27 protein-coding genes and 1 riboswitch are annotated in these 24,224 nt (G+C 70.2%); of the genes, 14 read left to right on the top strand and 13 right to left on the bottom strand.

Features of this window, described 5'->3' with window-relative positions; translation table 11 throughout:
- Position 1 precedes the first annotated feature (1 nt).
- Both BMY74_RS08375 and BMY74_RS08370 read left to right on the top strand, forming a co-directional pair.
- Positions 2-889 carry an ABC transporter ATP-binding protein gene (locus tag BMY74_RS08375; protein WP_089912116.1) on the top strand — a complete coding sequence of 296 codons (888 nt, stop codon included), beginning with the start codon at positions 2-4 and terminating at the stop codon, positions 887-889.
- Positions 886-2,469 carry an ABC transporter permease gene (locus BMY74_RS08370; protein WP_089912113.1) on the top strand — a complete coding sequence of 528 codons (1,584 nt, stop codon included), beginning with the start codon at positions 886-888 and terminating at the stop codon, positions 2,467-2,469. The genes BMY74_RS08375 and BMY74_RS08370 overlap by 4 nt, the downstream gene beginning before the upstream one ends.
- Here the strand turns inward: BMY74_RS08370 and BMY74_RS08365 are convergent.
- The 3 genes from BMY74_RS08365 to BMY74_RS08355 all read right to left on the bottom strand — a co-directional run bounded on the left by BMY74_RS08365 (position 2,399) and on the right by BMY74_RS08355 (position 4,879).
- Positions 2,399-3,559 carry an MFS transporter gene (locus tag BMY74_RS08365; protein ID WP_089912110.1) on the bottom strand — a complete coding sequence of 387 codons (1,161 nt, stop codon included), beginning with the start codon at positions 3,557-3,559 and terminating at the stop codon, positions 2,399-2,401. The genes BMY74_RS08370 and BMY74_RS08365 overlap by 71 nt on opposite strands.
- A gap of 74 nt (positions 3,560-3,633) precedes the next feature.
- On the bottom strand, positions 3,634-3,840 hold the full coding sequence (locus BMY74_RS08360) for a hypothetical protein (RefSeq protein WP_089912107.1): 207 nt from the start codon (positions 3,838-3,840) through the stop codon (positions 3,634-3,636).
- A 139-nt stretch (positions 3,841-3,979) separates the two neighbouring features.
- Positions 3,980-4,879, bottom strand: a complete 900-nt coding sequence (locus tag BMY74_RS08355) for a PAC2 family protein (RefSeq protein WP_089912103.1) — start codon at positions 4,877-4,879, stop codon at positions 3,980-3,982.
- A gap of 213 nt (positions 4,880-5,092) precedes the next feature.
- On the opposite strand from BMY74_RS08355, the gene BMY74_RS08350 reads away from it, so the two are divergent.
- A complete protein-coding gene (locus BMY74_RS08350) occupies positions 5,093-5,749 on the top strand; it encodes an HAD family hydrolase (RefSeq protein ID WP_089912100.1) in 657 nt (218 codons plus the stop codon).
- Here the strand turns inward: BMY74_RS08350 and BMY74_RS08345 are convergent.
- The 3 genes from BMY74_RS08345 to BMY74_RS08335 form a co-directional block, all read right to left on the bottom strand.
- Positions 5,746-6,495, bottom strand: coding sequence for a CbtA family protein (locus BMY74_RS08345; protein WP_089912096.1), 750 nt, complete (start codon positions 6,493-6,495; stop codon positions 5,746-5,748). The two genes, BMY74_RS08350 and BMY74_RS08345, sit on opposite strands and share 4 nt — an antisense overlap.
- A gap of 16 nt (positions 6,496-6,511) precedes the next feature.
- The gene (locus BMY74_RS08340) at positions 6,512-6,700 is read right to left on the bottom strand and encodes a CbtB domain-containing protein (RefSeq protein WP_177229632.1); all 189 of its coding nucleotides are present in this window, start codon (positions 6,698-6,700) and stop codon (positions 6,512-6,514) included.
- Positions 6,701-6,733: 33 nt separating this feature from the next.
- Positions 6,734-6,908: riboswitch (cobalamin riboswitch) on the bottom strand.
- A gap of 48 nt (positions 6,909-6,956) precedes the next feature.
- Positions 6,957-7,607 (bottom strand): (2Fe-2S)-binding protein, encoded by a 651-nt coding sequence (locus BMY74_RS08335; protein ID WP_089912090.1) that lies wholly within the window; start codon positions 7,605-7,607, stop codon positions 6,957-6,959.
- Positions 7,608-7,715: 108 nt separating this feature from the next.
- Here BMY74_RS08335 and BMY74_RS08330 point away from each other — a divergent pair, with 108 nt between their 5' ends.
- The 3 genes from BMY74_RS08330 to BMY74_RS08320 are packed head-to-tail and all read left to right on the top strand — an operon-like array spanning position 7,716 to position 9,164.
- Entirely contained in the window at positions 7,716-7,979 is a 264-nt protein-coding gene (locus BMY74_RS08330) for a phosphoribosyl-ATP diphosphatase (protein WP_089912086.1), read from the top strand.
- 16 nt (positions 7,980-7,995) lie between these two features.
- Complete coding sequence (gene hisG / locus BMY74_RS08325; RefSeq protein WP_089912080.1) at positions 7,996-8,856, top strand: ATP phosphoribosyltransferase; 861 nt, start codon at positions 7,996-7,998, stop codon at positions 8,854-8,856.
- Entirely contained in the window at positions 8,853-9,164 is a 312-nt protein-coding gene (locus tag BMY74_RS08320; RefSeq protein WP_089912076.1) for an antibiotic biosynthesis monooxygenase family protein, read from the top strand. The genes hisG and BMY74_RS08320 overlap by 4 nt, the downstream gene beginning before the upstream one ends.
- On the opposite strand, the gene BMY74_RS08315 is transcribed toward BMY74_RS08320, so the two are convergent.
- The 3 genes from BMY74_RS08315 to BMY74_RS08305 all read right to left on the bottom strand — a co-directional run bounded on the left by BMY74_RS08315 (position 9,098) and on the right by BMY74_RS08305 (position 11,447).
- A complete protein-coding gene (locus BMY74_RS08315) occupies positions 9,098-9,739 on the bottom strand; it encodes a phosphoribosyltransferase (RefSeq protein WP_089912073.1) in 642 nt (213 codons plus the stop codon). The two genes, BMY74_RS08320 and BMY74_RS08315, sit on opposite strands and share 67 nt — an antisense overlap.
- Positions 9,740-9,801: 62 nt before the next feature.
- Positions 9,802-10,575 carry a thioesterase family protein gene (locus BMY74_RS08310; RefSeq protein WP_177229646.1) on the bottom strand — a complete coding sequence of 258 codons (774 nt, stop codon included), beginning with the start codon at positions 10,573-10,575 and terminating at the stop codon, positions 9,802-9,804.
- Positions 10,572-11,447 carry a RecB family exonuclease gene (locus BMY74_RS08305; protein ID WP_089912067.1) on the bottom strand — a complete coding sequence of 292 codons (876 nt, stop codon included), beginning with the start codon at positions 11,445-11,447 and terminating at the stop codon, positions 10,572-10,574. Before BMY74_RS08305 ends, BMY74_RS08310 begins: the two co-directional genes overlap by 4 nt.
- A gap of 259 nt (positions 11,448-11,706) precedes the next feature.
- Between BMY74_RS08305 and BMY74_RS08300 the strand changes: the two genes are divergently transcribed.
- Together BMY74_RS08300 and BMY74_RS08295 are read left to right on the top strand one after the other, a co-directional pair.
- Complete coding sequence (locus BMY74_RS08300) at positions 11,707-12,825, top strand: site-2 protease family protein (RefSeq protein ID WP_089912064.1); 1,119 nt, start codon at positions 11,707-11,709, stop codon at positions 12,823-12,825.
- Between the two features lie 15 nt (positions 12,826-12,840).
- Complete coding sequence (locus BMY74_RS08295; protein WP_218159576.1) at positions 12,841-13,665, top strand: tRNA (adenine-N1)-methyltransferase; 825 nt, start codon at positions 12,841-12,843, stop codon at positions 13,663-13,665.
- Positions 13,666-13,719: 54 nt separating this feature from the next.
- Here the strand turns inward: BMY74_RS08295 and BMY74_RS08290 are convergent, their stop codons facing one another.
- Together BMY74_RS08290 and BMY74_RS44885 are read right to left on the bottom strand one after the other, a co-directional pair.
- On the bottom strand, positions 13,720-14,589 hold the full coding sequence (locus BMY74_RS08290; RefSeq protein WP_089912059.1) for a hypothetical protein: 870 nt from the start codon (positions 14,587-14,589) through the stop codon (positions 13,720-13,722).
- 43 nt (positions 14,590-14,632) lie between these two features.
- The gene (locus BMY74_RS44885; protein ID WP_177229631.1) at positions 14,633-15,484 is read right to left on the bottom strand and encodes an Rv0361 family membrane protein; all 852 of its coding nucleotides are present in this window, start codon (positions 15,482-15,484) and stop codon (positions 14,633-14,635) included.
- Between the two features lie 713 nt (positions 15,485-16,197).
- On the opposite strand from BMY74_RS44885, the gene arc reads away from it, so the two are divergent.
- Together arc and BMY74_RS08275 are read left to right on the top strand one after the other, a co-directional pair.
- Entirely contained in the window at positions 16,198-17,994 is a 1,797-nt protein-coding gene (gene arc / locus BMY74_RS08280) for a proteasome ATPase (RefSeq protein ID WP_089912058.1), read from the top strand.
- A gap of 83 nt (positions 17,995-18,077) precedes the next feature.
- The gene (locus tag BMY74_RS08275; RefSeq protein ID WP_089912055.1) at positions 18,078-18,602 is read left to right on the top strand and encodes a hypothetical protein; all 525 of its coding nucleotides are present in this window, start codon (positions 18,078-18,080) and stop codon (positions 18,600-18,602) included.
- On the opposite strand, the gene BMY74_RS08270 is transcribed toward BMY74_RS08275, so the two are convergent.
- Together BMY74_RS08270 and BMY74_RS08265 are read right to left on the bottom strand one after the other, a co-directional pair.
- The gene (locus tag BMY74_RS08270; RefSeq protein WP_089912052.1) at positions 18,599-19,228 is read right to left on the bottom strand and encodes a response regulator; all 630 of its coding nucleotides are present in this window, start codon (positions 19,226-19,228) and stop codon (positions 18,599-18,601) included. The two genes, BMY74_RS08275 and BMY74_RS08270, sit on opposite strands and share 4 nt — an antisense overlap.
- Positions 19,225-20,292, bottom strand: a complete 1,068-nt coding sequence (locus tag BMY74_RS08265; RefSeq protein ID WP_245785977.1) for a sensor histidine kinase — start codon at positions 20,290-20,292, stop codon at positions 19,225-19,227. The genes BMY74_RS08270 and BMY74_RS08265 overlap by 4 nt, the downstream gene beginning before the upstream one ends.
- Positions 20,293-20,403: 111 nt before the next feature.
- Between BMY74_RS08265 and BMY74_RS08260 the strand changes: the two genes are divergently transcribed.
- The 4 genes from BMY74_RS08260 to BMY74_RS08245 all read left to right on the top strand — a co-directional run bounded on the left by BMY74_RS08260 (position 20,404) and on the right by BMY74_RS08245 (position 24,209).
- On the top strand, positions 20,404-21,105 hold the full coding sequence (locus BMY74_RS08260; protein WP_089912049.1) for an ABC transporter ATP-binding protein: 702 nt from the start codon (positions 20,404-20,406) through the stop codon (positions 21,103-21,105).
- Entirely contained in the window at positions 21,102-21,857 is a 756-nt protein-coding gene (locus BMY74_RS08255) for a hypothetical protein (RefSeq protein WP_089912046.1), read from the top strand. Before BMY74_RS08260 ends, BMY74_RS08255 begins: the two co-directional genes overlap by 4 nt.
- A 98-nt stretch (positions 21,858-21,955) precedes the next feature.
- Positions 21,956-23,011 (top strand): glycoside hydrolase family 5 protein, encoded by a 1,056-nt coding sequence (locus BMY74_RS08250; protein ID WP_089912044.1) that lies wholly within the window; start codon positions 21,956-21,958, stop codon positions 23,009-23,011.
- A gap of 166 nt (positions 23,012-23,177) precedes the next feature.
- On the top strand, positions 23,178-24,209 hold the full coding sequence (locus tag BMY74_RS08245; protein WP_089912041.1) for a glycoside hydrolase family 5 protein: 1,032 nt from the start codon (positions 23,178-23,180) through the stop codon (positions 24,207-24,209).
- The last annotated feature ends 15 nt before the right edge of the window (positions 24,210-24,224 follow it).

Here is a 24,224-nt window from a genome sequence, read left to right as displayed (position 1 = left end):
CATGACATCTGCGATATCCGTGTCGGGCCTGGTGAAGACCTTCGGCCCGACGCGTGCACTGGACGACCTGAACCTGGACGTCCAGACCGGTGAGGTGCACGGCTTCCTCGGGCCGAACGGCTCCGGCAAGTCGACGACGATCCGGATCCTCCTCGGCCTGCTGCGTGCCGACTCCGGCACCGCGCGGCTGCTCGGCGGCGACCCGTGGAAGGACACCGCGGCTCTGCACCGCCGGCTCGCCTACGTCCCCGGCGACGTGAACCTCTGGCCCAACCTGACCGGCGGCGAGGTCATCGACCTGCTCGGACGGCTCCGCGGCGGCGTGAACAAGGCCCGCCGCGCGGAGCTCCTGGAGCGCTTCGAGCTCGACCCGCGCAAGAAGGGCCGCACGTACTCCAAGGGCAACCGGCAGAAGGTCGCGCTGGTCGCGGCCCTGTCGAGCGACGTCGAGCTGCTGATCCTCGACGAGCCGACGTCGGGTCTCGACCCGTTGATGGAGGCCGTCTTCCAGGACTGCGTCAACGACGAACGCGAGCGCGGCCGCACCGTGCTGCTGTCGAGCCACATCCTCGCCGAGGTCGAGGCCCTGTGCGACCGGGTGAGCATCATCCGGGGCGGCCACGTCGTCGAGACCGGCACGCTCGCCGACCTGCGGCACCTCACCCGCACGTCGATCTCCGCCGAGCTCGCGGCCCCGCCGAACGGGCTCGCGTCCCTGGCCGGCGTGCACGACCTCGTGGCCGAGGGCAACCGGGTCAAGTTCGAGGTCGATTCGGACCAGCTCGACCCGGTCCTCAAGCAGCTCGTGGCCACGGGCGTGCGCACGCTGACCTCGCAGCCGCCCACGCTGGAGGAGCTGTTCCTGCGCCACTACGAGGACGCGAAATGATCGGCACGCTGCACCTCGTCCGGCTGGCCCTGCGCCGCGACCGGATCCTGCTGCCCGTCTGGGTCCTGTTCCTGGTCGGCGTCACGTACTCCACGACGACGGCCCTCGAGGAGCTGTACAGCGGCGCCGAGGCACGGGCGCAGCTCGGCGTCACCGCGAACGCCAACTCCGCCTTCCTCGCGATGCTCGGGCCGCTGCACGACTGGTCGTCGCTCGGCGGTCTGGTGGTGTGGCGCTGGGGCGTCTTCTCCGGCCTGTTCATCGCGATCATGGCCATGCTCGTCGTCACGCGGCACACGCGCGCAGAAGAAGAGGCCGGTCGCACGGAACTCATCAGCGCGGGCGTCGTGGGACGGCACGCGCCACTCGCCGCCGCCGTCGTCGTCGCGGGCGGCACGAGCCTGCTGATCGGGCTGCTGCAGGCGGTGGCGCTGATCGGCAAGGACCTGGACGCGGCGGGCTCGTTCGCGTTCGGGCTGTCCACGGCGAGCGTCGGGCTGGTGTTCACCGGCGTCAGCGCGTTCACCGCGCAGCTCTCGGAGAACTCGCGCGTGTCCAACGCGATCGCGGGCGGGTTCCTCGGCGTCGTCTACCTGCTGCGCGCGGCCGGCGACGCGGCGGGGGAGTCGGGGCCGCAGTGGCTGACCTGGTTCTCGCCGATCGGCTGGACCGAGCACGTGAGGTCGTTCGGCGACAACAGGTTCTGGGTGCTGCTGCTCCCGCTCGCCGCGTTCGTGCTCCTCGCCGGCGTGTCCGCGTACGTCGTGACGCGCCGGGACGTCGGCCTCGGGTTGCTGGCGACCCGCCTCGGCCCTGCGGAGGGCACGACCGGCACCTCGTTCGGCCTGGCGTGGCGGCTGCAGAAGGGCTCGTTGATCGGCTGGTCCATCGCCCTGTTCGCGGTGGGCGTGATCTACGGCAGCGTCGCCCAGGCCGTGGGGCAGATGGTGGAGGACAACCCGGCGCTCGGGCAGATCGTGCAGACGATCGGCGGCGCCGACGCGATGGTGGACGCGTTCTTCGCGACCGTCACGCAGCTGCTGGGCCTGATCTCGTCCATCTACCTGGTGCAGGCGGTGCTGCGGCTGCGGTCGGAGGAGACCTCGCTCCGCGCGGAGCCGATCCTCGCGACGCCGGTCTCGCGGTGGTCCTGGGTCGCGTCGCACGCGGTGTTCGCGCTGGTGGGAGGCGCGGTCGTGCTGGCGTCGGCCGGTCTGGGCCTGGGACTGGTGTACGGGCTGCAGGTCGACGACGTCGGCACGGTGCTGCCCGAGATGCTGGGCGCGGCACTGGTCCAGCTCCCCGCCGCCTGGGTGGTCGCGGGCGTGGCACTGCTGCTGTTCGGGGCGTTCCCGCAGTTCACAGGCGTGAGCTGGGCGGTGGTGTCGGTGTCGCTGGTGCTCACGCTGCTCGGCCCGGCGCTGCGGCTCGACCAGTGGGTCATCGACCTCTCGCCGTTCACGCACGTCCCGAAGTACCCGGACATCACCTTCGGGCCGCTCGCGTGGCTCACCGGGGTGGCGGTGGTGCTGCTGGTCGCGGGGTTCGCCGGCTTCCGGCGCCGCGACCTGACAACGTGACGATCGCGGGGATCGTGACCAGCAGGCCCGCTGGGACGAGGAACCCCAGCAGCGGGTGGGACTGGTAGAGCGGGACGAACGCCAGCGGGGCGGCCGCGGCACCCATGAAGCGCAGCGACTGCACGACGCTGACGCTGCCGCCCCTGTTGGCGCTCTCGCTCTGCAGCACCAACGCGTTGATGCTCACCAGCACGCCTTGGGCGGCGGCTCCGGTGAGCGCCCAGGCGAGGACGACCAGGGCCGTGAAGGGCGTCGTGCCGACCGCCGCGACGAGCCCCGCGCCGAGCGTCGCGGCGACGGTGATGGTCGTCCGCGCGCCGAACCGGTCGATCGCCTTGCCGATGTACCGCGCGGTCAGGAAGCCGACGACGCCGAAACCCGTGAGCAGCACACCGCGCTGGCCCGCACCGAGCCCGAACACGTCGTCGAGCCGGAACGCCACGAGGAACGACAACCCGCCCAGGCACGCCCAGCCGATGAACCCGACGAGCGCCGGCCAGAGCGTGCTCGGCACGAACGCGCTGCGCAGGCTCGCGTCCCGTTCCGGTTCGGCGTCGGTCTGCGGCACGCCCAGCACCGCGAGCCCGACGGCCACCACGGCGATCACGACGAACGCGAGCCGCCAGTCGATCTCGGCGGTGAGCCCGCCGACGAGCGGCGCGGAGGTCTGCCCGGCCGCCTGCATCGACCCGAACAGCCCGAGCGCGCGCCCGAGCTTCTCCTTCGGCGTCGACGCGGCGATCACCGCCAGCAACACCGGTGTGGTGAACGAGTTCGCCGCGCCCTGCAGCGCGCGCGAGGCCAGCAGCACCTCGAACGTCCAGGAGGACGCGGCCAGGGCGGACGTGACGGCGTAGGCGATGTACGCGATCCGGACAGTCCGTTGTGGACCCCAGCGTTGCGCGAGCGTGCCGGAAGCCAGCATCAGCACCGCGAACGGCACGAGGTAGTAGGTGAGCGTGGACGCCGCCGAGCCCGCGGACCGGCCGAAGCTCTCGCCGATCTCCGGCAGGATCGACGTGGTGATGGCGCCGCCGAACGGCCCGATCAAGGCGCCCGCGTACAGCCCGGCGCGTGCCAACCGTCCCACCCGACACCTCCGCCGCCCACCCTAGGCGGACGAGCGGCGGAGATCCCCGAAAAGTGGTTAGTGTCGCTAAGTTTTTAGCCGCGGATCTTGCCGGCGACCGCTCGCGTCGTGTCCTGCACGCCGTAGAGGTTGTCCTGGAACGACTCCCTGAAGTCGTTCATGGCCGTGTGGGGGCCGTTCTCCCCGACGGCGTCGACGGAGGAGATGGGAGCTGCACTGGCGGGAGACACGGCCAACAGCACGCCGCCACCCGCAGCGAGACCGACAGCGATCTTGCGCACGAGAGACACGGTGGTTCCTGTCTGGAGATGGATCTTGGTACCCATTCCTCGGCGCCGGGAAACCTCGGCTCGATCACTCGGAAGCGTGAAAAAGCCGTCCCGGTCCACATGACCGGAACGGCTCCTGACCTGCGTCGAGCTAGCGAGGACCGGCGGACGGCCAGCCCGGCCCACGACCGCGGCGGCGCAGGTAGCGCTCGAACTCCGCGGCGATGTCGTCGCCGGACGCCTCGGTGATCTGCATGGCCGCGTCACCGCGTTCCTCGAGGGCGCGGACGTAGTTGCGCACGTCCTCGTCCTCGTCGGCCATCTCGGAGACCGTGCGCTCCCACTCCTCGGCCTGCTCGGGCAGCGCGCCGAGCGGCACCTCGATGTCGAGGACCTCCTCCACGCGGTGCAGCAGGGCCAGCGTGGCCTTGGGGGAGGGCGGCTGCGACACGTAGTGCGGGACGGCCGCCCAGAACGAGATCGCCGGGATGCCCGCCTGCACGCACGCGTCCTGGAACACGCCGACGATGCCGGTCGGGCCCTCGTACTTCGAGTGCTCCAGGCCGAACCTCTCGGCGGCGTCCGGGTCGTAGGCCGTGCCGGTGACCGGGACCGGACGGGTGTGGGGCGTGTCCATCAGCAGCGCGCCCAGCGTCACGACGGTCGTCACCCCGAGGGCGTCGATGTGGCCCAGCAGCTCGGCGGCGAACTTGCGCCACCGCATGTTCGGCTCGATGCCGTGCACGAGGATCACGTCCACGTCCGAACCGGGAGGCCGGCACACCGACAGCCGCGTCGTCGGCCAGTCGACCCTGCGCGTGACGCCGTCGACCATGCGGACGGTCGGGCGCGTCACCTGGAAGTCGTAGTAGTCGTCCGGGTCGATCTCGGCGAGCGGGGTGGCGTCCCAGGTGAGTTGGAGGTGCTCGATCGCGGTGCTCGCGGCGTCGCCTGCGTCGTTCCAGCCTTCGAAGGCGCAGACCATGATCGGACTCGTGAGCGGAACACGCGGGTTCGAGGGGGTCGGGGATTCCTGGGACGGATCGTTCACGGCGCCAGACTACGGCCTCCCCCGGTCAACTCATCGTAGGCTTGGCCCATGCGTGATCACGAAGCGCCGCCCTCGCGGAAAGCGCTGGTGAGCGGCGTTGTCGCAGCCGTCCGGCGCAACCACGTATCGTGAGTGGGGCCCTCGGGCGGCACCGTCGCCGCCGGAACACCACCGACGCCTTCGTGGCGCACCACCCGGAGGCGGAGTACTTCGATGTCTGACTTGCAGGCCGTGCTGTGGGACATGGACGGCACGCTGCTCGACTCCGAGAAGCTGTGGGACATCCCGCTCTACGAGTACGCGGAGAAGCTCGGCGGCGTGCTGAGCGTCGAGACCCGCGAGCGCATGGTCGGCAGCAACGTGCCCACCACGATGCGCCTGTTGTTCGGCGACGTCGGCATCGAGCCGACCGAGGCCGACATGGCCGACGGAGCCGCGTGGATCCTGCGCCGCACCGAGGAGGTCTTCCGCGCCGGTCTGCCGTGGCGTCCGGGTGCCCAGGAGGCGTTGCGCGCGGTGCGGTCCTCCGGCGTGCCGATGGCGTTGGTGACGTCCACCGAGCGCGGGCTGACCGAGGTCGCGCTGGACACGATCGGCCGGGACCTGTTCGACGTGACCGTGTGCGGCGACGAGGTGGACGGGCTGAACAAGCCGCTGCCCGAGCCTTACCTGAAGGCGGCGCGGCTGCTGGGCGTGGACGCCTCGCGTTGTGTCGCGGTCGAGGACTCGCCGACCGGTGTCGCGGCCGCGGTGGCCGCCGGGTGCACCGTGCTCGTGGTGCCCTGCGACGTCGAGGTGCCGGCGGGGGAGCGGCGGATCTTCCGCGACTCCCTCACCGGCGTCGACCTCGACGTGCTGCGCGCGCTCTAAAGCGCGGCGGCGGGCGTCTTCGCCTTGCGCGTGGCCGGGTCCACCAGCAGGCCGAACACCACGCCGATGCCGACGTAGAGCGTGGCCAGCTGGGCGAGCGAGCTGAGGCGGAACTGCCACAGCACGGTCACCGGCATGTCCGCCGGGATCGTGTCCGGCGGTGCGGGGAACGCCAGCAGCACCACCGCCGTGGCCGCGGCCACGGCGAGCAGCACGGCCGTGGCGCGCACCGGCTGCGACTGCGCGCGCAGCTGCTCGGCGAGCAGGCTGGCACCCCAGACGATCACCAGGCCCGCGACCACCACGCCCAGGTAGAGCGCGGTGCGGTAGTTCACCGTCTCCGGGTCGCCCACCGCGGGCGGGTTGGCCGGGTACTTCAGCCACGGCAGCAGCGCCACGGCACCGAACACCGCGGCACCGAACGTGGCGCTGCGGGTGAACGGCGTGCTGCCGGAGAACCAGCGCTTCGACAGCGCGTAGGCCGTGGCGAACACCAGGCCGACCGCGATGCCGACGATCACCACGCCGAGCATGCCGCCGACGACCTGGGCGCCGCGGCTGACCAGCTCGCCCTCGCCGCCGTGGGAGTGGCCGGCCTCTTCACCGGCGGGCGCGCGAGCCTCCTCGACCGCGAGCGCCGCTCGGATCGGGATCTCGGTCACCAGGAGCTGCACCAGCGCGGACGCGACACCGGCGATGCCGCCGGCCGCGATCCCGCGCAGTGCGATGGACTTGTACGTCGTCATCTGCGTGATCGGCGGATCAGTGGCAGGGGACGCCGAGGGCGTGGCGGCCGTCGTGGAAGAACTCGTGCAGCAACTCGGATCCCGCGCCGAGCGCGAGGCCGTTCTCCTGCAGGACCAGGTAGGTGACGATCAGGCCGAGCAGTGAGACGGCGAAGGCCCATTTGGGCACGCGGACGGCGGACAGGCTTGCTGCGGGGCTCGTCATGACGGGCTCCTCCATACCTCGTGGAAGGTCAACTCTCCTTGCGGCGCCGCAGCCGGTCTCCTGACTCCCGGATCAACGCTGCCCCCGCGTCTTCCCAGTCCCGGCGGGGACCAGTGACGTGCTCGGCGGGGATCGCTTCCCGGTCACAGTGGCGAGGACCGCGCCGGATTTCCACCGGCTTCCCGTCACTGCGGCGCGTGCACCGTAAGTTGATCGGCCCGTTAAGCACAACCGGCCATAAGAGTTGTTGCGTTCCTCACTTCACGAGTGGGCAGTCGCCGCACTTCCCACCTGCGGCGACGCGGTAGTACAGGCAGCAGCTCCTGCGCCGGAAACCGAGCTCGCCGGGAAAGCTCAGAAATTGCCCCGCCTGTTCGAACGGCGGCGCGCTCATGAGCAGTTCGCCCCGTTCTTCCGCTTCTTCCGCCGTGAGCATGCGTGCGCGCACAACCATTTTCAGCGCCCCCGCGATGTTGGACATCGCGTTGCCCCACAACAATCCGGTCGCCACCGGGGCGACCGCCTGGACGGCCTCCACCACGGGTGCGAGCGCCTCGGCGGCCGGCGGGCCCAGCCGCGGCTCGTCGATCCGGACGCTCAGGCCGTTCGCGGGATCGTGCCGCCACCACAGGTTCTCGGGGCGGACGTCGATGGGCAGGTTCGCGGCCGTCAGCGGGCTGAGCAGCCGCGCCGTGTAGCTGAGGAAGAACAGGCTCGCCGCGACACGGGGTTCGTCGGCCTTGTACCGGTTCGCGATGGCGTCGATCGTGGTTTTGAGCGCCGGGCCCTCCAGCAGTGCCGTTCCCGGCAACCAGGACTCGTTCGGACGCCCCACGTCGAGCGCGAAGAACGGGTTGATTCCGCGCACCCGGCGCAGCGCGTGCAGGACCTCCGCGAATTCGGACACGGGAATTCACGCTACCGGGTGTCCATGCAGGACAGATCACGTCCACCGCCTGGGACAGATGCGACCGCGGTGTGGACGGGGGTCGCCGGGATGGGAGGATGTGGAGCCGTGAAGACCTTCGATTCCCTGTTCGCTGAACTGACCGAACGAGCCGCCACCAAGCCGGAAGGTTCCGGCACCGTCGCCGCGCTCGAGGCCGGGGTCCATGCGCAGGGCAAGAAGGTCCTGGAGGAGGCGGGCGAGGTCTGGATCGCCGCCGAGTACGAGTCCGACGAGAAGCTCTCCGAAGAGATCTCGCAGCTGCTCTACCGCCTCCAGGTGCTCATGCTGGGCCGTGGGCTCACCCTCGAAGACGTGTACAAGTACCTCTGACGGAAAAGACCTCCACATGCTGCGCGTAGCAGTCCCGAACAAGGGCGCGCTCGCCGAACGCGCCTCCGCCATGCTCACCGAGGCCGGTTACCGGCAGCGGCACGAGCCCCGCGACCTCACCGTGCTCGACAACAACAACGAGGTCGAGTTCTTCTTCCTGCGCCCCAAGGACATCGCGATCTACGTGGCGTCCGGCGACCTGGACCTCGGCATCACCGGCCGCGACCTGGCCGCCGACTCGGGCGCCGACGACAACGGTTCCTCCGTCGAGGAGCTGCTGGCACTGGGCTTCGGCTCGTCGACCTTCCGCTACGCGGGCCCCCGCGGCACCGACTGGAAGGTCGAGGACCTGGAGGGCAAGCGCCTCGCCACGGCGTACCCGAAGCTCGTCGGCCGCGACCTCAAGGCCCGCGGCATCACCGCGAAGGTGATCCGCCTCGACGGCGCCGTCGAGATCTCGATCCAGCTGGGCGTGGCCGACCTGATCGCCGACGTGGTGGGCTCCGGCCGCACCCTGCGCCAGCACGACCTAGTGCCGTTCGGCGAGCCGATCTGCGAGTCGGAGGCGGTCCTCATCCACCGCAACGGCTCGGAGCTCACGGCGGCCAAGAAGCAGCTCACCGCCCGCCTGCAGGGCGTCGTGTTCGCGCAGCAGTACCTGATGCTCGACTACGACTGCCCGCGTTCGATCCTCGACGCCGCCGTGGCCCTCACCCCGGGCCTGGAGTCACCGACGGTCGCGCCGCTGGCCAACCCGGACTGGGCGGCCGTGCGGGCGATGGTGTCGCGCAAGGAGGCGAACAAGGTGATGGACGAGCTGGCCGCCATCGGCGCCAAGGCCGTGCTGGCCTCGGACATCCGGTTCTGCCGCCTGTGATCACGGAGCACGCCCTGCTCGACGTCCTGCCGGGCTCCGAGCAGGACTTCGAGTGGGCGTTCGGCGAGGCGCGGGAGCTGATCTCCGCCTCGCCGGGCTTCCACGGCCTCGAACTGCTGCGGTGCCTGGAAACGCCGTCGCGCTACCTGCTGCTCGTGCGCTGGGACTCGGTCGAGGCGCACGAGGTCGGGTTCCGGCAGGGGCCGTCCTACGAGCGGTGGTCGTCGCTGCTGCACCGCTTCTACTCGCCGTTCCCGGTGGTCTCCCACTTCGAGAGCGCGCTGAGCACCTCGTCGTCCGTGGTCTGATCGAAGCTCTCGTACCAGCGGCTCACGGACTGGAAGTGCTTCGGCGTCAGGACGGCGACCACCGGGGTGCTGAACGTCCTGAGCGACTCCCGGGCGGCCACGGGCACGGCCAGGGTGACGCTCTTCGGTGCGCGCTGGGCGATCCAGAGCAGTGCCGCCCGCGCGGTGACTCCGGTGGCCAGGCCGTCGTCCACGAGGATGACGTCGCGGTTCTCAATGGTGAGCGGCTTGGCGCCGCGGTAGAGGAGCGTGCGCCGCTGTGCCTCTTTGCGCTCTTCGTCGCAGGTGCGGCCCAGTTGTTCCTCGGTGAGGTTCAGCGCTCGGAGCGCCCTCGGGTCGTAGATCGGCTCGCTGTCGGCCGTCACCGCTCCCACGCCGTACTCGGGGTGCCCTGGCGCGCCGATCTTGCGTGCGACGACGACGTCGAGTTCGGCTTCGAGGCGGCTCGCCACCTCCCGCGCGACCGGGACACCGCCTCGGGGCAGGCCCAGGACCAGCGGGTCGTGCCAGGGGCGAGCGGCGAGTCGCGCTGCCAGGGCGCGGCCCGCTTCCTGCCGGTTCGCGAACCTCTTCACAGTCCCGTTGACGCTACGCGCCTTCCGTCGTGGGAGGCGAGCGGCAGGACGAGTGGTGCTCGTCAGCGCTCGCGCACGAACAGCGCCTGCGCCGTCGTGCCCACCGGCCCCTCCGCGTCGTGCACGACGCTGGTCGCGAGTCCGACCCCGTCCGGCCCGATGGTCGTCCGCGCGTCCATGCCCACCCACTCGCCGACGGGCCGGCGGTGCAGGTGGACCGTCAGGTCCGTGTTGATGGCGTACCACTTGCGGATGTCCACACGGGACGAGACGCCGCTGGCCGAGTCGACGACGGAGAAGAGGCGTTCCTCCGGCGTCGGCTCGAAACCCTCGACGACGGCGACCTTCGGGCGGGCCCACACCTGGGCGTCGCCCGGAGTGAAGATGCCGCCCGACAGGGAGAGCCACTCGACGGCGGCCAGGTAGCCGCCGCCCCAGTGGTCCGGGACCTCCATCGGGACAGCCATGTCCGGCGGTGCCATCGCCGGAACCTCGCCGCCTGCCACCGCCGTGGTGTCCGCACCGACGATGCGCCACGCACGGGCCGTCAGGACTGCGCGGCCCTCGTGGGAGAGCGTTGCCGCCAGCAACTCGACGGAGCGGCCGGGGCGTTCGACCGACGTGGACACCGTCAGGTCGGCCACCGGGACCGGGCCGAGGACCTCGAACGTGACGCGGGCCAGTGCCGACGACGGGTTGCCCAGACCCAGCAGAGCGCGCACCAGCAGCGCGGAGGGCGGGCCCAGGTGCTGGCTGTCCGGGCCCCACGGGCCGACGGTGTGTTCGGTGGAGCGGAACGTGTCGTCGCCCAGCGGCAGGTAGAAGGCCGGCATCAGTCGCGGTCCTGGAGGGTCTCGGTGTCGTCGGGCTCGGGCCAGCCGGGGTAGGGCGGCGGCGTGCCGTCGAACGCGGGGCAGAAGGCCTTGTGGTCGCAGTAGTCGCACAGGCGGCTGGGGTTCGGGCGGAAGTCGCCGGTCGGGGCCGCGCGCATGATGGCCTGCCAGATCGCGTCGAGCGTGCGCTCGAAGCGGGCCAGCTCGCCCTCGTCCGGCGTGTAGGCGAGGGCCTGGCGGTCGGCCAGGTACATCAGGCGCAGCTGGCGGGGGACGACGCCGCGCAGCTTCCACAGCACCAGCGCGTAGAACTTCATCTGGAACAGCGCCTTCGCCTCGCCGATCTCGCGGGGCGCGGCGCCGGTCTTGTAGTCGACCACGCGGATCTCACCCGTCGGGGCGACGTCCACGCGGTCGATGTAGCCGCGCAGCAGCACGCCGGAGGGCAGCTCGGACTCGACGAGCAGCTCGCGCGACTCCGGCTCCAGGCGCCTCGGGTCCTCGAGGCCGAAGTAGCCGTCCAGCAGCTTCGTGGCGGACCTCAGCCACTCCGCCTCCTCCTCACTGCCCTCGGCCTCGAAGAGCGTGGCGAACTCCGGGCGTTCGGCCTTCACGCGCTCCCAGGCCGGCGTGATCATCGAACGGGCGCGGTCGGGCACGCGCTCGGCGGCGGGCAGTGCGAACAGGTCTTCGAGCACCGCGTGCACCACCGTGCCGCGGACCTGCGCCTTCGTCGGCCTCTCCGGCAGCCGGTCGACCGCGCGGAACCGGTAGAGCAGCGGGCACTGCTTGAAGTCCCCTGCCCGGGAAGGCGAGAGCGCGGGCCTGCGCAACGTGGTGCTCATGGTTCGCACCCTAGGACAGGGGTCTGACATTCCTGCGCGGGGCGGTGGGGCGGCGGGTGTCGGCGGGGGAGGGGGAGCGGGGCGGATGTGGTGGGGAAGGGCGCTGGGGACGGGGGAGAGGGGAGTGGGGGGCCGGGTGGCCGGGAAAGGGCGCCTGAGCGGGGGTGGTGAGGGCCGCGGAGGAGAGAGCAGTTGTGCCGGGAGCGCCGGTGTGGCCAGGCAGGCATGTGCAGTGGGGATGGGCGGCCACCGAACCGCGAGATCACACCCACCGCTCTACAGTGCTCCCGTGGCCGCGCGGACCAGTGATCGAGTGGGCGGCCTGCTGCTGTTCCGGGTGGCGGGCATCCCGGTGTTGCTCGCGCCGTCGTGGTGGATCGGCTCGGCGATCGTGGTGGCCTTCTACGCGCCGTTCGTCGACGACCTCGCTCCCGGCACGCCGCCCGGTGTCGGGTTGCTGATGGCGGTGTTGCTCGCCGTCTTCCTCGGCGTCTCCGTGCTCGCCCACGAGCTGGGGCACTGCGTCGCGGCGCTGCGGCTGGGGTTGCCGGTCAGGCGACTGCACCTGTTCCTGCTCGGCGGGTCCACCGAGATCATGCGCACGCCCGGCAAGCCCGGCCACGAAGGTGCGGTCGCGGGGGCCGGTCCTCTTGTGTCGATCGCGCTGGCGGCGGTCTTCGGCGTGGGTGCGACCGTCATGGAGCAGCACGGCGTGGTGTGGGTGCTGGTGTTCCAGCTCGCCGCCGCCAACGCCGCCGTCGCGATCTTCAACCTGCTGCCCGGGTTGCCGTTGGACGGCGGGCGGATCGTGCGGGCCGGCGTGTGGGCCGTTACCGGGCAACGGGCCACGGGTACGCGTGTTGCCGTGGTCGGTGGCATTGCCGTGGCCATCGCGCTGGTGGTGTGGGCGCTGTACGGCGTTGCTGAGGGGGCACAGGACCGTTGGTTGCGGTTCGGCGTGTGCGTGCTCACGGCGTGGGGCGTCGTCGCTGGTGCGAGGAGTGAGCTTGCCGGGGAACGGCGCCGTACGTGGCCTGCCGGTGTGACGCTCGACGACCTCATCCTGCCCGTGCTCCAGCTGCCCGCGGAGAGTCCCGTCGCGGACGCGCTGAGCACGTCGGCCGGCCGGGGTGTGGTGCTGGTGCGGGCGGACGGGGTGGCGGCCGGGCTGCTCGACGCGGAACTGGCGCGCAAGCTCGCCGCCGCCAGCCCCTTCGCGCCCGCCGAGCAGGCCGCGGAGCCGATCCGGCCGGAGACCGTGCTGTTCGCCGGAGAGCCCGGCGAGGAGATCGTGAAGCAGGTCCAGGAGACCGCCGCGTGGCAGTTCCTCGTCGTGGACATGGAGGGCCGCCCGGCCGGTGTGCTGCGCAGGGAGGACCTGCGTGCGGCCATTGAGAAGGGCGTTTGACACCATTGCGCGGTGATTAGCGCAAGTGGACCGTTCCAGCCGGGTGACCGGGTACAGCTGACCGACCCCAAGGGGCGGCACTACACGGTCGTCCTCGAACCCGGCAAGGAGTACCACACCCACCGCGGCGCCATCCCGCACGACCTGCTGCTCGGGCAGCCGGAGGGGTCCGTGGTGCAGTCGGTCGGCGGCACGAACTTCCTGGCGCTGCGCCCGCTGCTGCCGGACTACGTGCTGTCGATGCCGCGCGGCGCGCAGGTCATCTACCCCAAGGACGCCGCGCAGATCTGCATGTACGGCGACATCTTCCCGGGCGCGCGGGTCCTGGAGGCGGGCGCCGGCTCCGGCGCGTTGTCGTGCTCGCTGCTGCGCGCGGTGGGCGAGAAGGGCAGCGTCCAGTCCTACGAGGTGCGCGAGGACCACGCCGTCCACGCCATCCGCAACGTCGAGACGTTCTTCGGCGAGCGCCCCGGCAACTGGTCGATCACCGTCGACGACGTCAAGAACCACCAGGGCGAGGTCGACCGGGTCATCCTCGACATGCTCTCGCCGTGGGAGGTCCTGCCCACGATCGCGGAGAACCTCATCCCCGGCGGCGTCCTGGTCGTCTACGTCGCCACCACCACGCAGTTGTCCGTGGTCACGGAGGCGTTGCGCGAGCAGACGTGCTGGACCGAGCCGCACGCGTGGGAGACGCTCGTCCGCCCGTGGCACGTCGTCGGTCTCGCCGTGCGCCCGGAGCACCGGATGATCGCGCACACCGCGTTCCTGCTGACCGCGCGGAAGCTCGCCCCCGGCGTGACGGCTCCCAAGCCGCAGCGCCGTCCCAGCAAGGGCTGAGCACGACGACGGCCCCGCACCTCCACCGGAGGTGCGGGGCCGTCGCGCGTCAGATCAGTTGGCCTCGATCTTGTCGATGCCGCAGACCGTCCACTTGCTGCCTTCCTTCGACAGCTTGTAGATGATGCTGCCGGACGTGACCTTGCCGGGGTTGGCCGGATCGGCGAGCCCGGTGAGCTTCTGCCGGAACGTGCCGGTGCTCCCCGACGTCCTGACCTCCGAGACCGTGGCGGTGACGCTCGGGTTCGCCGCGGCCGTCTGGGCCTTCAGCTTGGGGAACTCCGCCGTGCACACCAGGTCCTTGATGTCGTTCGGGTCGCTGGTGCCCGCGCGGACGCCCTTCAGGACCCGGTCGGTGAACTCCTCCGCGACGTCCTTCGCCGCGCTGTCGCCGCCGCTCGACGAGCTCTTCGACGACGGCGCGGTCGGCTTCGTGCCGCCGTCCGAGTCGCCGGAGTCCGAACTCGCGGACGTCGGCGCGGCGGTGGTGCTGTTCGAGTCGCCGCCGGAGAGCAGGACGGCGGCCGTGACGCCACCGCCGACGAGCACCAGCACGCCGACGACGACACCGATGATCAGGCCGGTGTTGCTCTTCTTGGGCGGGGGACCGCCGAACCCGCCGGGCTGGCCGTACGGACCGGGCTGGCCGTACCCGGGCTGCTGGCCGTAGGGACCGGGCTGGCCGTACTGGCCCTGCTGGGGGAACCCACCGCTGGGCGGTGCCTGCTGGAAGCCGCCGCTCGGCGGGCCCTGCTGCCCGAACGGGTCCTGCTGCGGCTGGCCGTACTGGCCGGGCTGCTGGCCGTACCCGGGAGGCGGCTGCTGGCCGTACTGGCCGGGACCCGGCTGCGGCTGCCGGCCGTGGCCGGGCTGCTGCGGCGGCTGCTGGCCGTGGGGCCCCGGCTGCTGCGGCGGGTAGGTCATGGAACTTCCCCCGATGGTGATGAACGGATCCGGCGGTGACGGGTCACCTGGTGGTCGGAATCTTGATGTCCTTGGTGAGCGAGCAGAACTTCCAGTCGCCCGAGATCTTCTTGAACTTGACCTCGGTGTCGGCGCTCGAGCTCTGACCACCCATGGACGTGGAGATGTTGATCTTGACCAGCGCCTCGTCGCCCGACACGGTCGCGTCCTTGACCTTCACCACCGGCTTGAGCTGCTTGGCGAGTTCCTCGGCCTGCTTGCGCTGCTCCGGTGTGAGGCTCTCCAGCTTCTTCTCCGCCTCCTTGGCCTCGTCGAGGACCTCCTGGCAGGCCATCGACTTGGCCTTGCTCGTGTCACCCGAGATGCCGGCGGCGTAGTACGACTCCGCGATCTTCTTGACCTCGGCGGCCTCGTCGGAGCTGCTCGAGTTGCCGCCCGCCTCCGTCGACGAGCTGCTGGAGCTGTTCCCGGAGAGCAGGACCGCGGCCGTGATGCCGCCGCCGACGAGCACCAGCACGCCGACGACGACACCGATGATCAGGCCGGTGTTGCTCTTCTTCGGGGGCGGGGGACCACCGAACCCGCCGGGCTGGCCGTAGGGCTGCTGCCCGTAGGGGCCTGGCTGGCCGTACGGCTGCTGACCGTGCTGACCGGGCTGCTGGCCGTACTGGCCCTGCTGCTGGAAGCCGCCGCTGGGCGGGCCCTGCTGGCCGAACGGGTCCTGCTGCGGCTGGCCGTACTGACCGGGCTGCTGGCCGTATCCGGGAGGCGGCTGCTGCCCGTAGCCGGGCTGCGGCTGGCCCTGACCCGGCTGCTGCGGCGGCTGCTGCCCGTACGGCCCGCCGGGCGGCGGCTGCTGCCCGTAGGGGCCTGGCTGCTGCGGCGGGTAGGTCATCGAAACTCCCCCGATGCGGATGAGGTGATCTTTCGCTGGACATTGTCGTACTTCGCCCTGTGGCTCGCGGGCGAATGGTGCCTATCGACACGCACGAGTGGTTATGCACACGCCCTGAGTGGTGATCCGGGCGTGTGAAGGCCGTGTCTGATAACGATTGTGGCAACTCCACCGGGAATCGAGTGCGATGCACTGCGCTGTCGGTGTGGTGAGCCGGTCGCGCCGGGGGAACCACCCGGTTGGCCGCACGCCCTCCGGTCGCACCGGAGGCCCTCTCGGGCACGGCCTCGGACGGGCACGAACGGAGTGAGTTGCGGTGCGTGACCACCGAACGGCTCAACCGCTGGTCCACCTGGTGGGACGACGGCGGATCGCCGCCCGTCGCCGGGGCGCGAGCCGCACCAGGCGTGCACGTGATCACCCGAGGGTGGTCGCGGAGCGTGGGGGCCGGGTGCCCGCACAGGTGCTCCCATGACCCTCTCCTCGGACTTGTCGCAGGTCGTCTGGCGTGTCGTGGTGCGAAACGCCGGTGGTGGTGTCTGGGACGCACCGTAGCGGGTAGACGGGCGAACCGGGCACCGAGATGGAGCAGTCGAGCACTTCTGGAGGCAGTCCCGTTGCGTCACACGAGCGAAGATGATGTTGTGAGTACCCCATTTTGTCGGTGATCGCCGGTACCGTAATCGGTACGAACACGGGAGGAGGGTGCCGACATGCAGCACGGTCATCCCGGCAGCCAACCCGATGAGGGTGGCGAGCTGAACCAGGGCAACAATTCTGCTGAGCTGACAGCGCAGATCAGGTTCCTCGAGGACGAGATCGCGTCGTTGCGTCGCAAGCTGACCGAGTCCCCGCGGCACACGCGGTTGCTCGAGCAGCGTCTGGCTGAGGCGACAGAGCGCGTCAGCCAGCTGACCGAGCGAAACACGAAGCTCATAGACACCCTCCGCGAAGCACGAAGCCAGTTGCTCGCGCTGCGTGAGGAAGTCGACCGGCTGGCGCAACCGCCCAGCGGGTACGGCGTCTTCATGGCGCGGTACGACGACGGGACCGTGGACGTCTTCACCTCGGGTCGCAGGATGCGGGTGGCCGTGTCCCCCGCGGTCGAGCCGGAGAAGATCGCCTACGGCCAGTCGGTGCGCCTCAACGAGGCGCTGACGGTCGTCGAGGCCGGCGGGTTCGAGCGTTCCGGCGAGGTCTGCGCGTTGCGGGAGGTGCTCACCGACGACGGTGAGGACACGATCGCGCGTGCGCTGGTCGTCGGCCACGCGGACGAGGAGAGGGTGGTCTGGCTCGCCCAGCCGCTGCTCGACTCGCCGCTGAAGCCGGGCGACTCGCTGCTGGTCGACTCGAAGGCGGGTTTCGCCTACGAGCGGGTCCCCAAGGCCGAGGTCGAGGACCTCGTGCTCGAGGAGGTCCCGGACATCGACTACAACGACATCGGTGGCCTCTCCCGGCAGATCGAGCAGATCCGCGACGCCGTGGAGCTGCCGTTCCTGCACGCCGACCTCTTCCGCGAGTACGAGCTGCGCCCGCCCAAGGGCGTGCTGCTCTACGGCCCTCCCGGCTGCGGCAAGACGCTCATCGCCAAGGCGGTGGCGAACTCGCTGGCCAAGAAGGTGCGGGAGATCCGCGGCGAGACCGACAAGCAGGCGAAGTCGTACTTCCTCAACATCAAGGGCCCCGAGCTCCTCAACAAGTTCGTCGGTGAGACCGAGCGGCACATCCGCCTGATCTTCCAGCGGGCTCGTGAGAAGGCGTCCGACGGCACCCCCGTGATCGTGTTCTTCGACGAGATGGACTCGATCTTCCGCACCCGTGGTTCGGGTGTGTCGTCCGACGTCGAGACGACGATCGTGCCCCAGCTCCTCGCCGAGATCGACGGCGTCGAGGGCCTGGAGAACGTCATCGTCATCGGCGCCTCCAACCGCGAGGACATGATCGACCCGGCGATCCTCCGCCCGGGCCGGCTCGACGTGAAGATCAAGATCGAGCGGCCCGACGCCGAGGGCGCGAAGGACATCTTCAACAAGTACCTGACTCCGAACCTCCCGCTGCACGCCGACGACCTCGCCGAGTTCGGCGGGGACCCGAAGGCCTGCATCGAGGGCATGGTGCAGCACACCGTGGAGCGCATGTACGAGGAGTCCGAGGACAACCGGTTCCTGGAGGTCACCTACGCCAACGGTGACAAGGAGGTCCTGTACTTCCGGGACTTCAACTCCGGCGCCATGATCCAGAACATCGTCGACAGGGCCAAGAAGGCGGCGATCAAGTCGCTGCTCGACACCAAGCAGCCCGGACTCTCCGTCCGGCACCTGCAGGCGGCCATCCTCGACGAGTTCGCCGAGAACGAGGACCTGCCGAACACGACGAACCCCGACGACTGGGCTCGCATCTCGGGCAAGAAGGGCGAGCGGATCGTCTACATCCGCACGCTCGTCACCGGGAAGAACCAGGACACGGGCCGCGCGATCGACACGGCCACGAACACCGGCACGTACCTGTAGTACAGCTCGAAACCGAACCGCCCCGGTCGTTTCCCACGGCCGGGGCGGTTCGGCGTTCTGGACTCCTGCTCGGGGGTAAGGGCATGAGGGGTGTCTGGCACGTGCTGGGAGCGCTGGGGGTCGTCACCGCGCTGGCCTACGCCCGCGACGTGGCGGACCCGGTCGTCGTCGCGGGAACACCGGTACCGCTGTCGGTCGAGTCGATGCGGGTCATGGCGGACCGCAGCTGCGAGCGGCCGCCCGGATACGTGGTCGGGATGCTGCGGCGGGTGCGGGACAGCGTCGTGGAGGCGGGCGTCACCCCCGACGAGATGATCGTCTGCAGCGTCCACGGCAACGGGTTCGTCGTGTCGAAGGGCAAGGCCGGCGCGCCCGGTGCCGAGTACGTCGCCGGTCGCACGGGCCTGGTCTGGGAGGGCGGCAGCCTCGAGGTCGGACGGGTCGCTCCCGAGGTCGCGGTTCTCGAGCTCGTGCTGCCGAGCGGCGAGGTGGTCGAAGCCGAGTTGCACGGGGAGGTCTTCGCCTGCTTCGTGCCGGAGAAGATCAGCTCCGTGCGGATCCGGGCCTACGACGCGAACGGCCGCCTCCTGCGCGACGCCGAGATCTAGCGGACCAGTCCCGACTCGTAGGCCGCGATCACGAGCTGTGCCCGGTCCCGCGCGTGCAGCTTCGCCAGCAGGTTCCCGATGTGCGTCTTCACCGTGCCGGTGCTGACGTGCAGCTCGGCCATGATCTCCGCGTTGGACAGGCCGCGCGCGATCAGCAGCAGGACCTCCTTCTCCCGTTCGGTCAGGCGGTCCAGCCCGCGCACCGCGGGCGGGGCGGGCCGCCGGACGAACTCGGCGATCAGGCGGCGCGTGACCGTCGGCGACAGCAGCGACTCGCCGGACGCCACCACGCGGATCGCGGCCAGCAGGTCGGCGGGCGGCGTGTCCTTCAGCAGGAAGCCCGACGCTCCGGCCCGCAACGCGCCGAAGACGTACTCGTCGAGGTCGAACGTGGTCAGCACGAGCACGCGCGGCCCGTCCAGCAGCCGCGTGGCCTCGATGCCGTCCATCTCCGGCATGCGGATGTCCATCAGCACGACGTCGGGCCTCAGGGAGGAAGCCAGCGCCACGGCCTCCGCGCCCGTGCCGGCCTCTCCCACGACGGTCAGGTCCGGTTCGTGGTCGACCAGCAGCCGGAAGCTGGCGCGCAGCAACGCCTGGTCGTCGACGATCAGCACACCCGTCATCGGACCGGCAGCTCCGCGACCACCCGGAAACCGCCGCCGTCACCGGGGCCGGCGCTGAACGTGCCGCCGTACACCGCCACGCGTTCGCGCATGCCGATCAACCCGTGTCCCACTCCCAGCTCCCTCACCCCGGGTCCGTCGTCCGCCACCTCGACGCGGACGGCCTCCGGCGCCACGTCCACCAGGACCGTGCACGACGCGGGGGCGGCGTGCTTCACGACGTTCGTCAGCGCCTCCTGCACGATCCGGTACGCGGAGAGCCCGATCCCCTCCGGCACGGCGGTGTCGCCGCGGACCTCCAGCGCCACGCGCACGCCCGCCAGCGACGCGCGGTCGGCCAGATCGGCGAGCCCGCCGAGGCCGGGGGAGGGGGCGAGGTCGGCGTCGGAGCGCAGCACGCCCAGGAGCCCTCGCATCTCCGTGAGGGCCGCACGGCTCGTGTCCGAGATGACCTGCAACGCCTCGTAGGCGTGTTCGGGTGAGCGCACGTGTGCGGCGTTGCCCGCCTGCACGGCGATCAGCGACAGGTTGTGCGCCACCACGTCGTGCAGTTCGCGCGCGATGCGCAGGCGTTCGTCGGAGAGGGCCTGCTCGCCCTGCCGCACCCTCTCCCGTTCGAAGTAGGAGCGTCGCATCCGGGTCGTGTACCCGATGACCCAGACGGCGCTCATCGCGGCGAGGACGACGAGCACGTTCTCGGGTTCACCGCCGGAGACACCCGCGATCACGACCACGGCGAACGCGAGGGCGGCGAGCGACCACGTCCGCGAGCGGTCCACGGCCACGGTGTAGAGCGCGAAGCACACCGCACCGACCGGGGCTCCCAGCGCCTCCGCCGGCAGCACCTGGCCGACCACCACCGCGGCCGTGGCGACCGTGCTGACCACCAGGGCGGTCACGGGCCGGATCCGGCGGACCGCGACCGGCAGCGCGACGAGGAGGGTGCCGGGGACGACGAGCCACCACGACCTGTCCTGGTGCTCCACCATGGCGTAGCCGACGAGGACGCCGATCACCACCGCGGCGGTGACGTCGACCAGGTAGAGGTGCAGTCGTGCGATCACGTCGACGACGTTAACGAGCGTGCGGCCGAACCGCCTCGGACCACGGTCCGATTCCCGGGATCGGAGCAGGGGCCGATCCCTTCCGCGGCGCGGCGGCCGACTCTCTTCCGCATGATCGAGGTGCGGAACCTGACGAAGAGATACGGGGACACGACGGCGGTCCGGGACCTGTCGTTCACCGTCCACCCCGGACTGGTGACGGGCTTCCTCGGCCCGAACGGCGCCGGCAAGTCCACGACGATGAGGATGATCCTCGGCCTGGACCGGCCCACCGGCGGTGAGGCGCTCGTCGGCGGCAGGCGGTACGCGGACCTCGACCGGCCGTTGCGGCACGTCGGCGCGTTGCTCGACCCCGCGGCCGTGCACCACGGCCGCAAGGCGCTCGACCACCTGCTCTGGATCGCCGCGAGCAACGGGATCGGACGGGCGCGTGCGGTCGAACTGCTGGAGCAGGTCGGTCTGGGAGGCGTGCGGCACAAACGGATCAGGGCGTTGTCGCTCGGCATGAAGCAACGGCTGGGCGTCGCGGCGGCGCTGCTGGGCGACCCCGGCGTGCTGATGTTCGACGAGCCGGTGAACGGACTCGACCCCGAGGGCGTGCGGTGGATCCGCGACCTCATGCGCGCGTTGGCGAAGGAAGGCCGCACGGTCTTCGTTTCGAGCCACCTGATGAGCGAGATGGCGCTGACCGCCGACCACGTGGTGATCGTCGCAAGAGGACAGTTGGTGAAGGAGACACCGATGGAGGCGTTGACGCGGCACGGTTCTCTCGAGGACGCCTACCTCGAACTCACCTCCGGGAGGGGACTGTGAAGAACGCGCTCGCCGCGGAGTGGCTGAAGCTCCGGACCGTCCGCGCGTCGTGGGGCGTGGTGGCGGCGATCGGCTCGATGGTGGCCGCGGGCGCGTTGCTGTCGTGGCTGATCGTCCAGGACTACGACTCGTCGCCCGCCGCCGAACAGGCCAAGTTCGCCTCCGCCGATTCCAGCGTGGTGATCACGCCGGTCGTGCAGTTCCTCGTCGCGGCGCTCGGCGCGCTGGTCGCGACCTCCGATCCGAGGCTCACGGCGCTGATCGCCGTGCCGGACCGGAAGCGCTTGCTGGCGGCCAAAACGGTGCTCGTCGCCGTGACGTCGGTGGTGCTCGGCGCGGTCGCACTGGCGCTGAGCATCGGCACGAGCCGGCTGAACATGGGGGACCGGCCGCCGCCCATCGCGCCGTGGGACGGCATCGGTGACGTGCTGCCGTGGGCGGGCGCGGCCGTGCTGTCGATCCTGGTGACCGGTCTGACCGGGCTCGGGCTGGGGCTCGCGGTGAGGTCGACGGCCGTGACGATCGTGGTGGTGGGCGTGCTGCTGTGGGGTCTGCCCGCCATCACGCCGATGCTGCCCGAGCCGTGGGACGTCGACGCGTCGGCGGTGATGGTGCCCTACCTGGTGTGGGAGGTGGCCGGTGTGGTCGAGGACCCGCCGCTCGCACCCCTGGCGGCGGTCGGCGTTTTGGCGATGTACGTACTGGTGACTCTGGGTACCGGAACTGTGACTCTTCTGCGACGAGACGCTTGACTCCCTCTTGGGGCGGACCTATGGTCATCTATACCTTTAATCGGTAAGGAAACTTACCTAACCAAATCCGCCGCCGGAAGTCCGAGAGGAGACGCTGTATGTCCTGGCAGAAGTCTGTGGTGGCGCTCGCCGCGGCAGTCGTGCTCCCCCTGACCGGTGTGATGGCGGGCAGTTCCGTCGCCGCGGCACCGGCGGGCGACGTCTCCGCCGCCGCGCTGCCCGCGGGCTCGCCCGCGGCGGTCAACGGCCAGCTCAAGGTGTGCGGCGTCAAGCTGTGCAACAAGAACGGCAAGCAGATCCAGCTGCGCGGCATGAGCACGCACGGCATCCAGTGGTACTCCCAGTGCGTCAAGACCGCGTCCCTCGACGCGCTCGCCAACGACTGGAAGGCGGACATCCTCCGCATCTCGATGTACGTCCAGGAGGGCGGCTACGAGTCGAACCCCCGGAAGTTCACCGACATGGTGCACGGCTACATCGAGGAGGCCACGAAGCGCGGCCTGTACGCGCTCGTCGACTGGCACCAGCTCTCGCCGGGCGACCCCAACCACAACACCGCGCGCGCCAAGACGTTCTTCAAGGAGATCGCGCAGCGGCACAAGGACAAGACGAACATCATCTACGACATCGCCAACGAGCCGAACGGCGTCACGTGGTCGCGGGTGAAGTCCTACGCGGAGGCCGTCATCCCGACGATCCGCGCGGAGGACCCGGACAGCCTCGTGCTCGTCGGCACGCACGGCTGGTCGACGTTCGGCCTGTCCGACGGCCGCGACATCAACGAGGTCAGCCGCAACAAGGTCAACGCCTCGAACCTGATGTACACGTTCCACTTCTACGCCAAGGACCACCGCGACTCGTACCTCAACGCGTTGCGCACGGTCTCGAGCCAGGTGCCGGTCTTCGTCACCGAGTTCGGTTCGCAGGAGGCCTCCGGTGACGGTCCCAACGATTTCACCATGGCGAACAAGTTCATCTCGTTCATGAAGGAGGCCAAGATCTCCTGGACGAACTGGAACTTCTCCGACGACCACCGCACGGGCGCGGTGTTCAACAGCGGCACTTGTTCCGGCAGCAACTTCGCCGGTGAGGGTGTGCTGAAGGAGGCCGGCAAGTGGGTGCGCAACCACATCCGCACGGCTGACGACTTCTGATCCCTCCGGTCGGCGGGTCACGTGAGCGGCGGTCCCCCCGGGGCCGCCGCTCTTCGTTGTGCCGCTTGCCCTTTGGTGCAGTTCGGCCGCTGTTCGTTGACCACGTCCGGACGCGTGCGGGACCTTCGCCGTACCGCCGCCGAAGTGGTCCGGAGGAGATGCTCGAATGAGTTGGCAGAAGTCTGTCCTGGCACTCGCCGCGGCGGTCGTGCTCCCGTTGTCCGGTCTCGCGCCCGCCACCGCCGTCGCCGCGTTGCCGCCGGGGTCGCCCGCCGCGGTCAACGGCCAGCTGAAGGTCTGTGGCGTCCAGCTGTGCAACAGCAGCGGCAAGGCGATCCAGTTGCGCGGGATGAGCACGCACGGCATCCAGTGGTTCAACGGCTGCAACAAGTCCCAGTGGTGGGACGCGCTGCAGAACGACTGGAAGGCCGACTTCGTCCGCGTCGCCATGTACGTCGCCCGGGACGAAGGCGGCTACGAGACGAACCCGCGCAAGTTCACCGACCTGGTGCACAGCTACATCGAGGAGGCCACCCGGCGCGGCCTCTACGTCCTGGTCGACTGGCACCAGCTCGACCCCGGCGACCCGAACGTCTACACGTCCAAGGCGAAGACGTTCTTCAAGGAGATCGCCCAGCGGCACAAGGACAAGACCAACATCATCTACGACATCGCCAACGAGCCGAACGAGGTCTCGTGGTCGCGGATCAAGTCCTACGCCGAGCAGATGATCCCGGTCATCCGCGCCGAGGACCCGGACAGCCTGATCATCTCCGGCACGAACGGCTGGTCGACGTTCGGGCACTCCGACGACGAAGACCCGTCGGTCGTGCTGAACAACAAGGTCAACGCGACGAACTTCATGTACTCGTTCCACTTCTACGCGAAGGAGCACCGGGACTCGCACCTCGCGGTCCTGGACCGGGTGTCGAGCCAGGTGCCGGTGTTCGTCACGGAGTTCGGCACGCAGGAGGCGACCGGGGACGGCCCGAACGACTTCACCATGGCGCAGGAGTACGTCGACCTGATGAAGCGCAAGAAGATCTCGTGGGCGAACTGGAACTTCTCCGACGACGAGCGGTCGGGCGCGGTGTTCAAGGCCGGTACCTGCTCCGGCACGTCGTTCAGCGGGACGAGCAGGCTCAAGCCCGCGGGAGTCTGGGTGCGCGACATCGTGCGCGCGCCCGACCAGTGGTGACCTACCGTGGTCCGC

This window comes from Lentzea albida (assembly GCF_900111005.1).
Classification (GTDB): domain Bacteria; phylum Actinomycetota; class Actinomycetes; order Mycobacteriales; family Pseudonocardiaceae; genus Lentzea; species Lentzea albida.
The sequence above is the reverse complement of the archived record's forward strand: the minus strand, read 5'-3'. Positions and strand labels throughout refer to the sequence as shown.

Bases quoted from the DNA above. Each gene is read 5' to 3' on its own strand.
- BMY74_RS08375 (WP_089912116.1), top strand. From the start codon at position 2: ATGACATCTGCGATATCCGTGTCGGGCCTGGTGAAGACCTTCGGCCCG.
- BMY74_RS08370 (WP_089912113.1), top strand. From the start codon at position 886: ATGATCGGCACGCTGCACCTCGTCCGGCTGGCCCTGCGCCGCGACCGG.
- BMY74_RS08350 (WP_089912100.1), top strand. From the start codon at position 5,093: ATGTCTGACTTGCAGGCCGTGCTGTGGGACATGGACGGCACGCTGCTC.
- BMY74_RS08345 (WP_089912096.1), bottom strand. From the start codon at position 6,495: ATGACGACGTACAAGTCCATCGCACTGCGCGGGATCGCGGCCGGCGGC.
- BMY74_RS08340 (WP_177229632.1), bottom strand. From the start codon at position 6,700: ATGACGAGCCCCGCAGCAAGCCTGTCCGCCGTCCGCGTGCCCAAATGG.
- hisG (WP_089912080.1), top strand. From the start codon at position 7,996: ATGCTGCGCGTAGCAGTCCCGAACAAGGGCGCGCTCGCCGAACGCGCC.
- BMY74_RS08305 (WP_089912067.1), bottom strand. From the start codon at position 11,447: ATGTCAGACCCCTGTCCTAGGGTGCGAACCATGAGCACCACGTTGCGC.
- BMY74_RS08290 (WP_089912059.1), bottom strand. From the start codon at position 14,589: ATGACCTACCCGCCGCAGCAGCCGGGGCCCCACGGCCAGCAGCCGCCG.
- BMY74_RS44885 (WP_177229631.1), bottom strand. From the start codon at position 15,484: ATGACCTACCCGCCGCAGCAGCCAGGCCCCTACGGGCAGCAGCCGCCG.
- arc (WP_089912058.1), top strand. From the start codon at position 16,198: ATGCAGCACGGTCATCCCGGCAGCCAACCCGATGAGGGTGGCGAGCTG.
- BMY74_RS08275 (WP_089912055.1), top strand. From the start codon at position 18,078: ATGAGGGGTGTCTGGCACGTGCTGGGAGCGCTGGGGGTCGTCACCGCG.
- BMY74_RS08270 (WP_089912052.1), bottom strand. From the start codon at position 19,228: ATGACGGGTGTGCTGATCGTCGACGACCAGGCGTTGCTGCGCGCCAGC.
- BMY74_RS08260 (WP_089912049.1), top strand. From the start codon at position 20,404: ATGATCGAGGTGCGGAACCTGACGAAGAGATACGGGGACACGACGGCG.
- BMY74_RS08250 (WP_089912044.1), top strand. From the start codon at position 21,956: ATGTCCTGGCAGAAGTCTGTGGTGGCGCTCGCCGCGGCAGTCGTGCTC.
- BMY74_RS08245 (WP_089912041.1), top strand. From the start codon at position 23,178: ATGAGTTGGCAGAAGTCTGTCCTGGCACTCGCCGCGGCGGTCGTGCTC.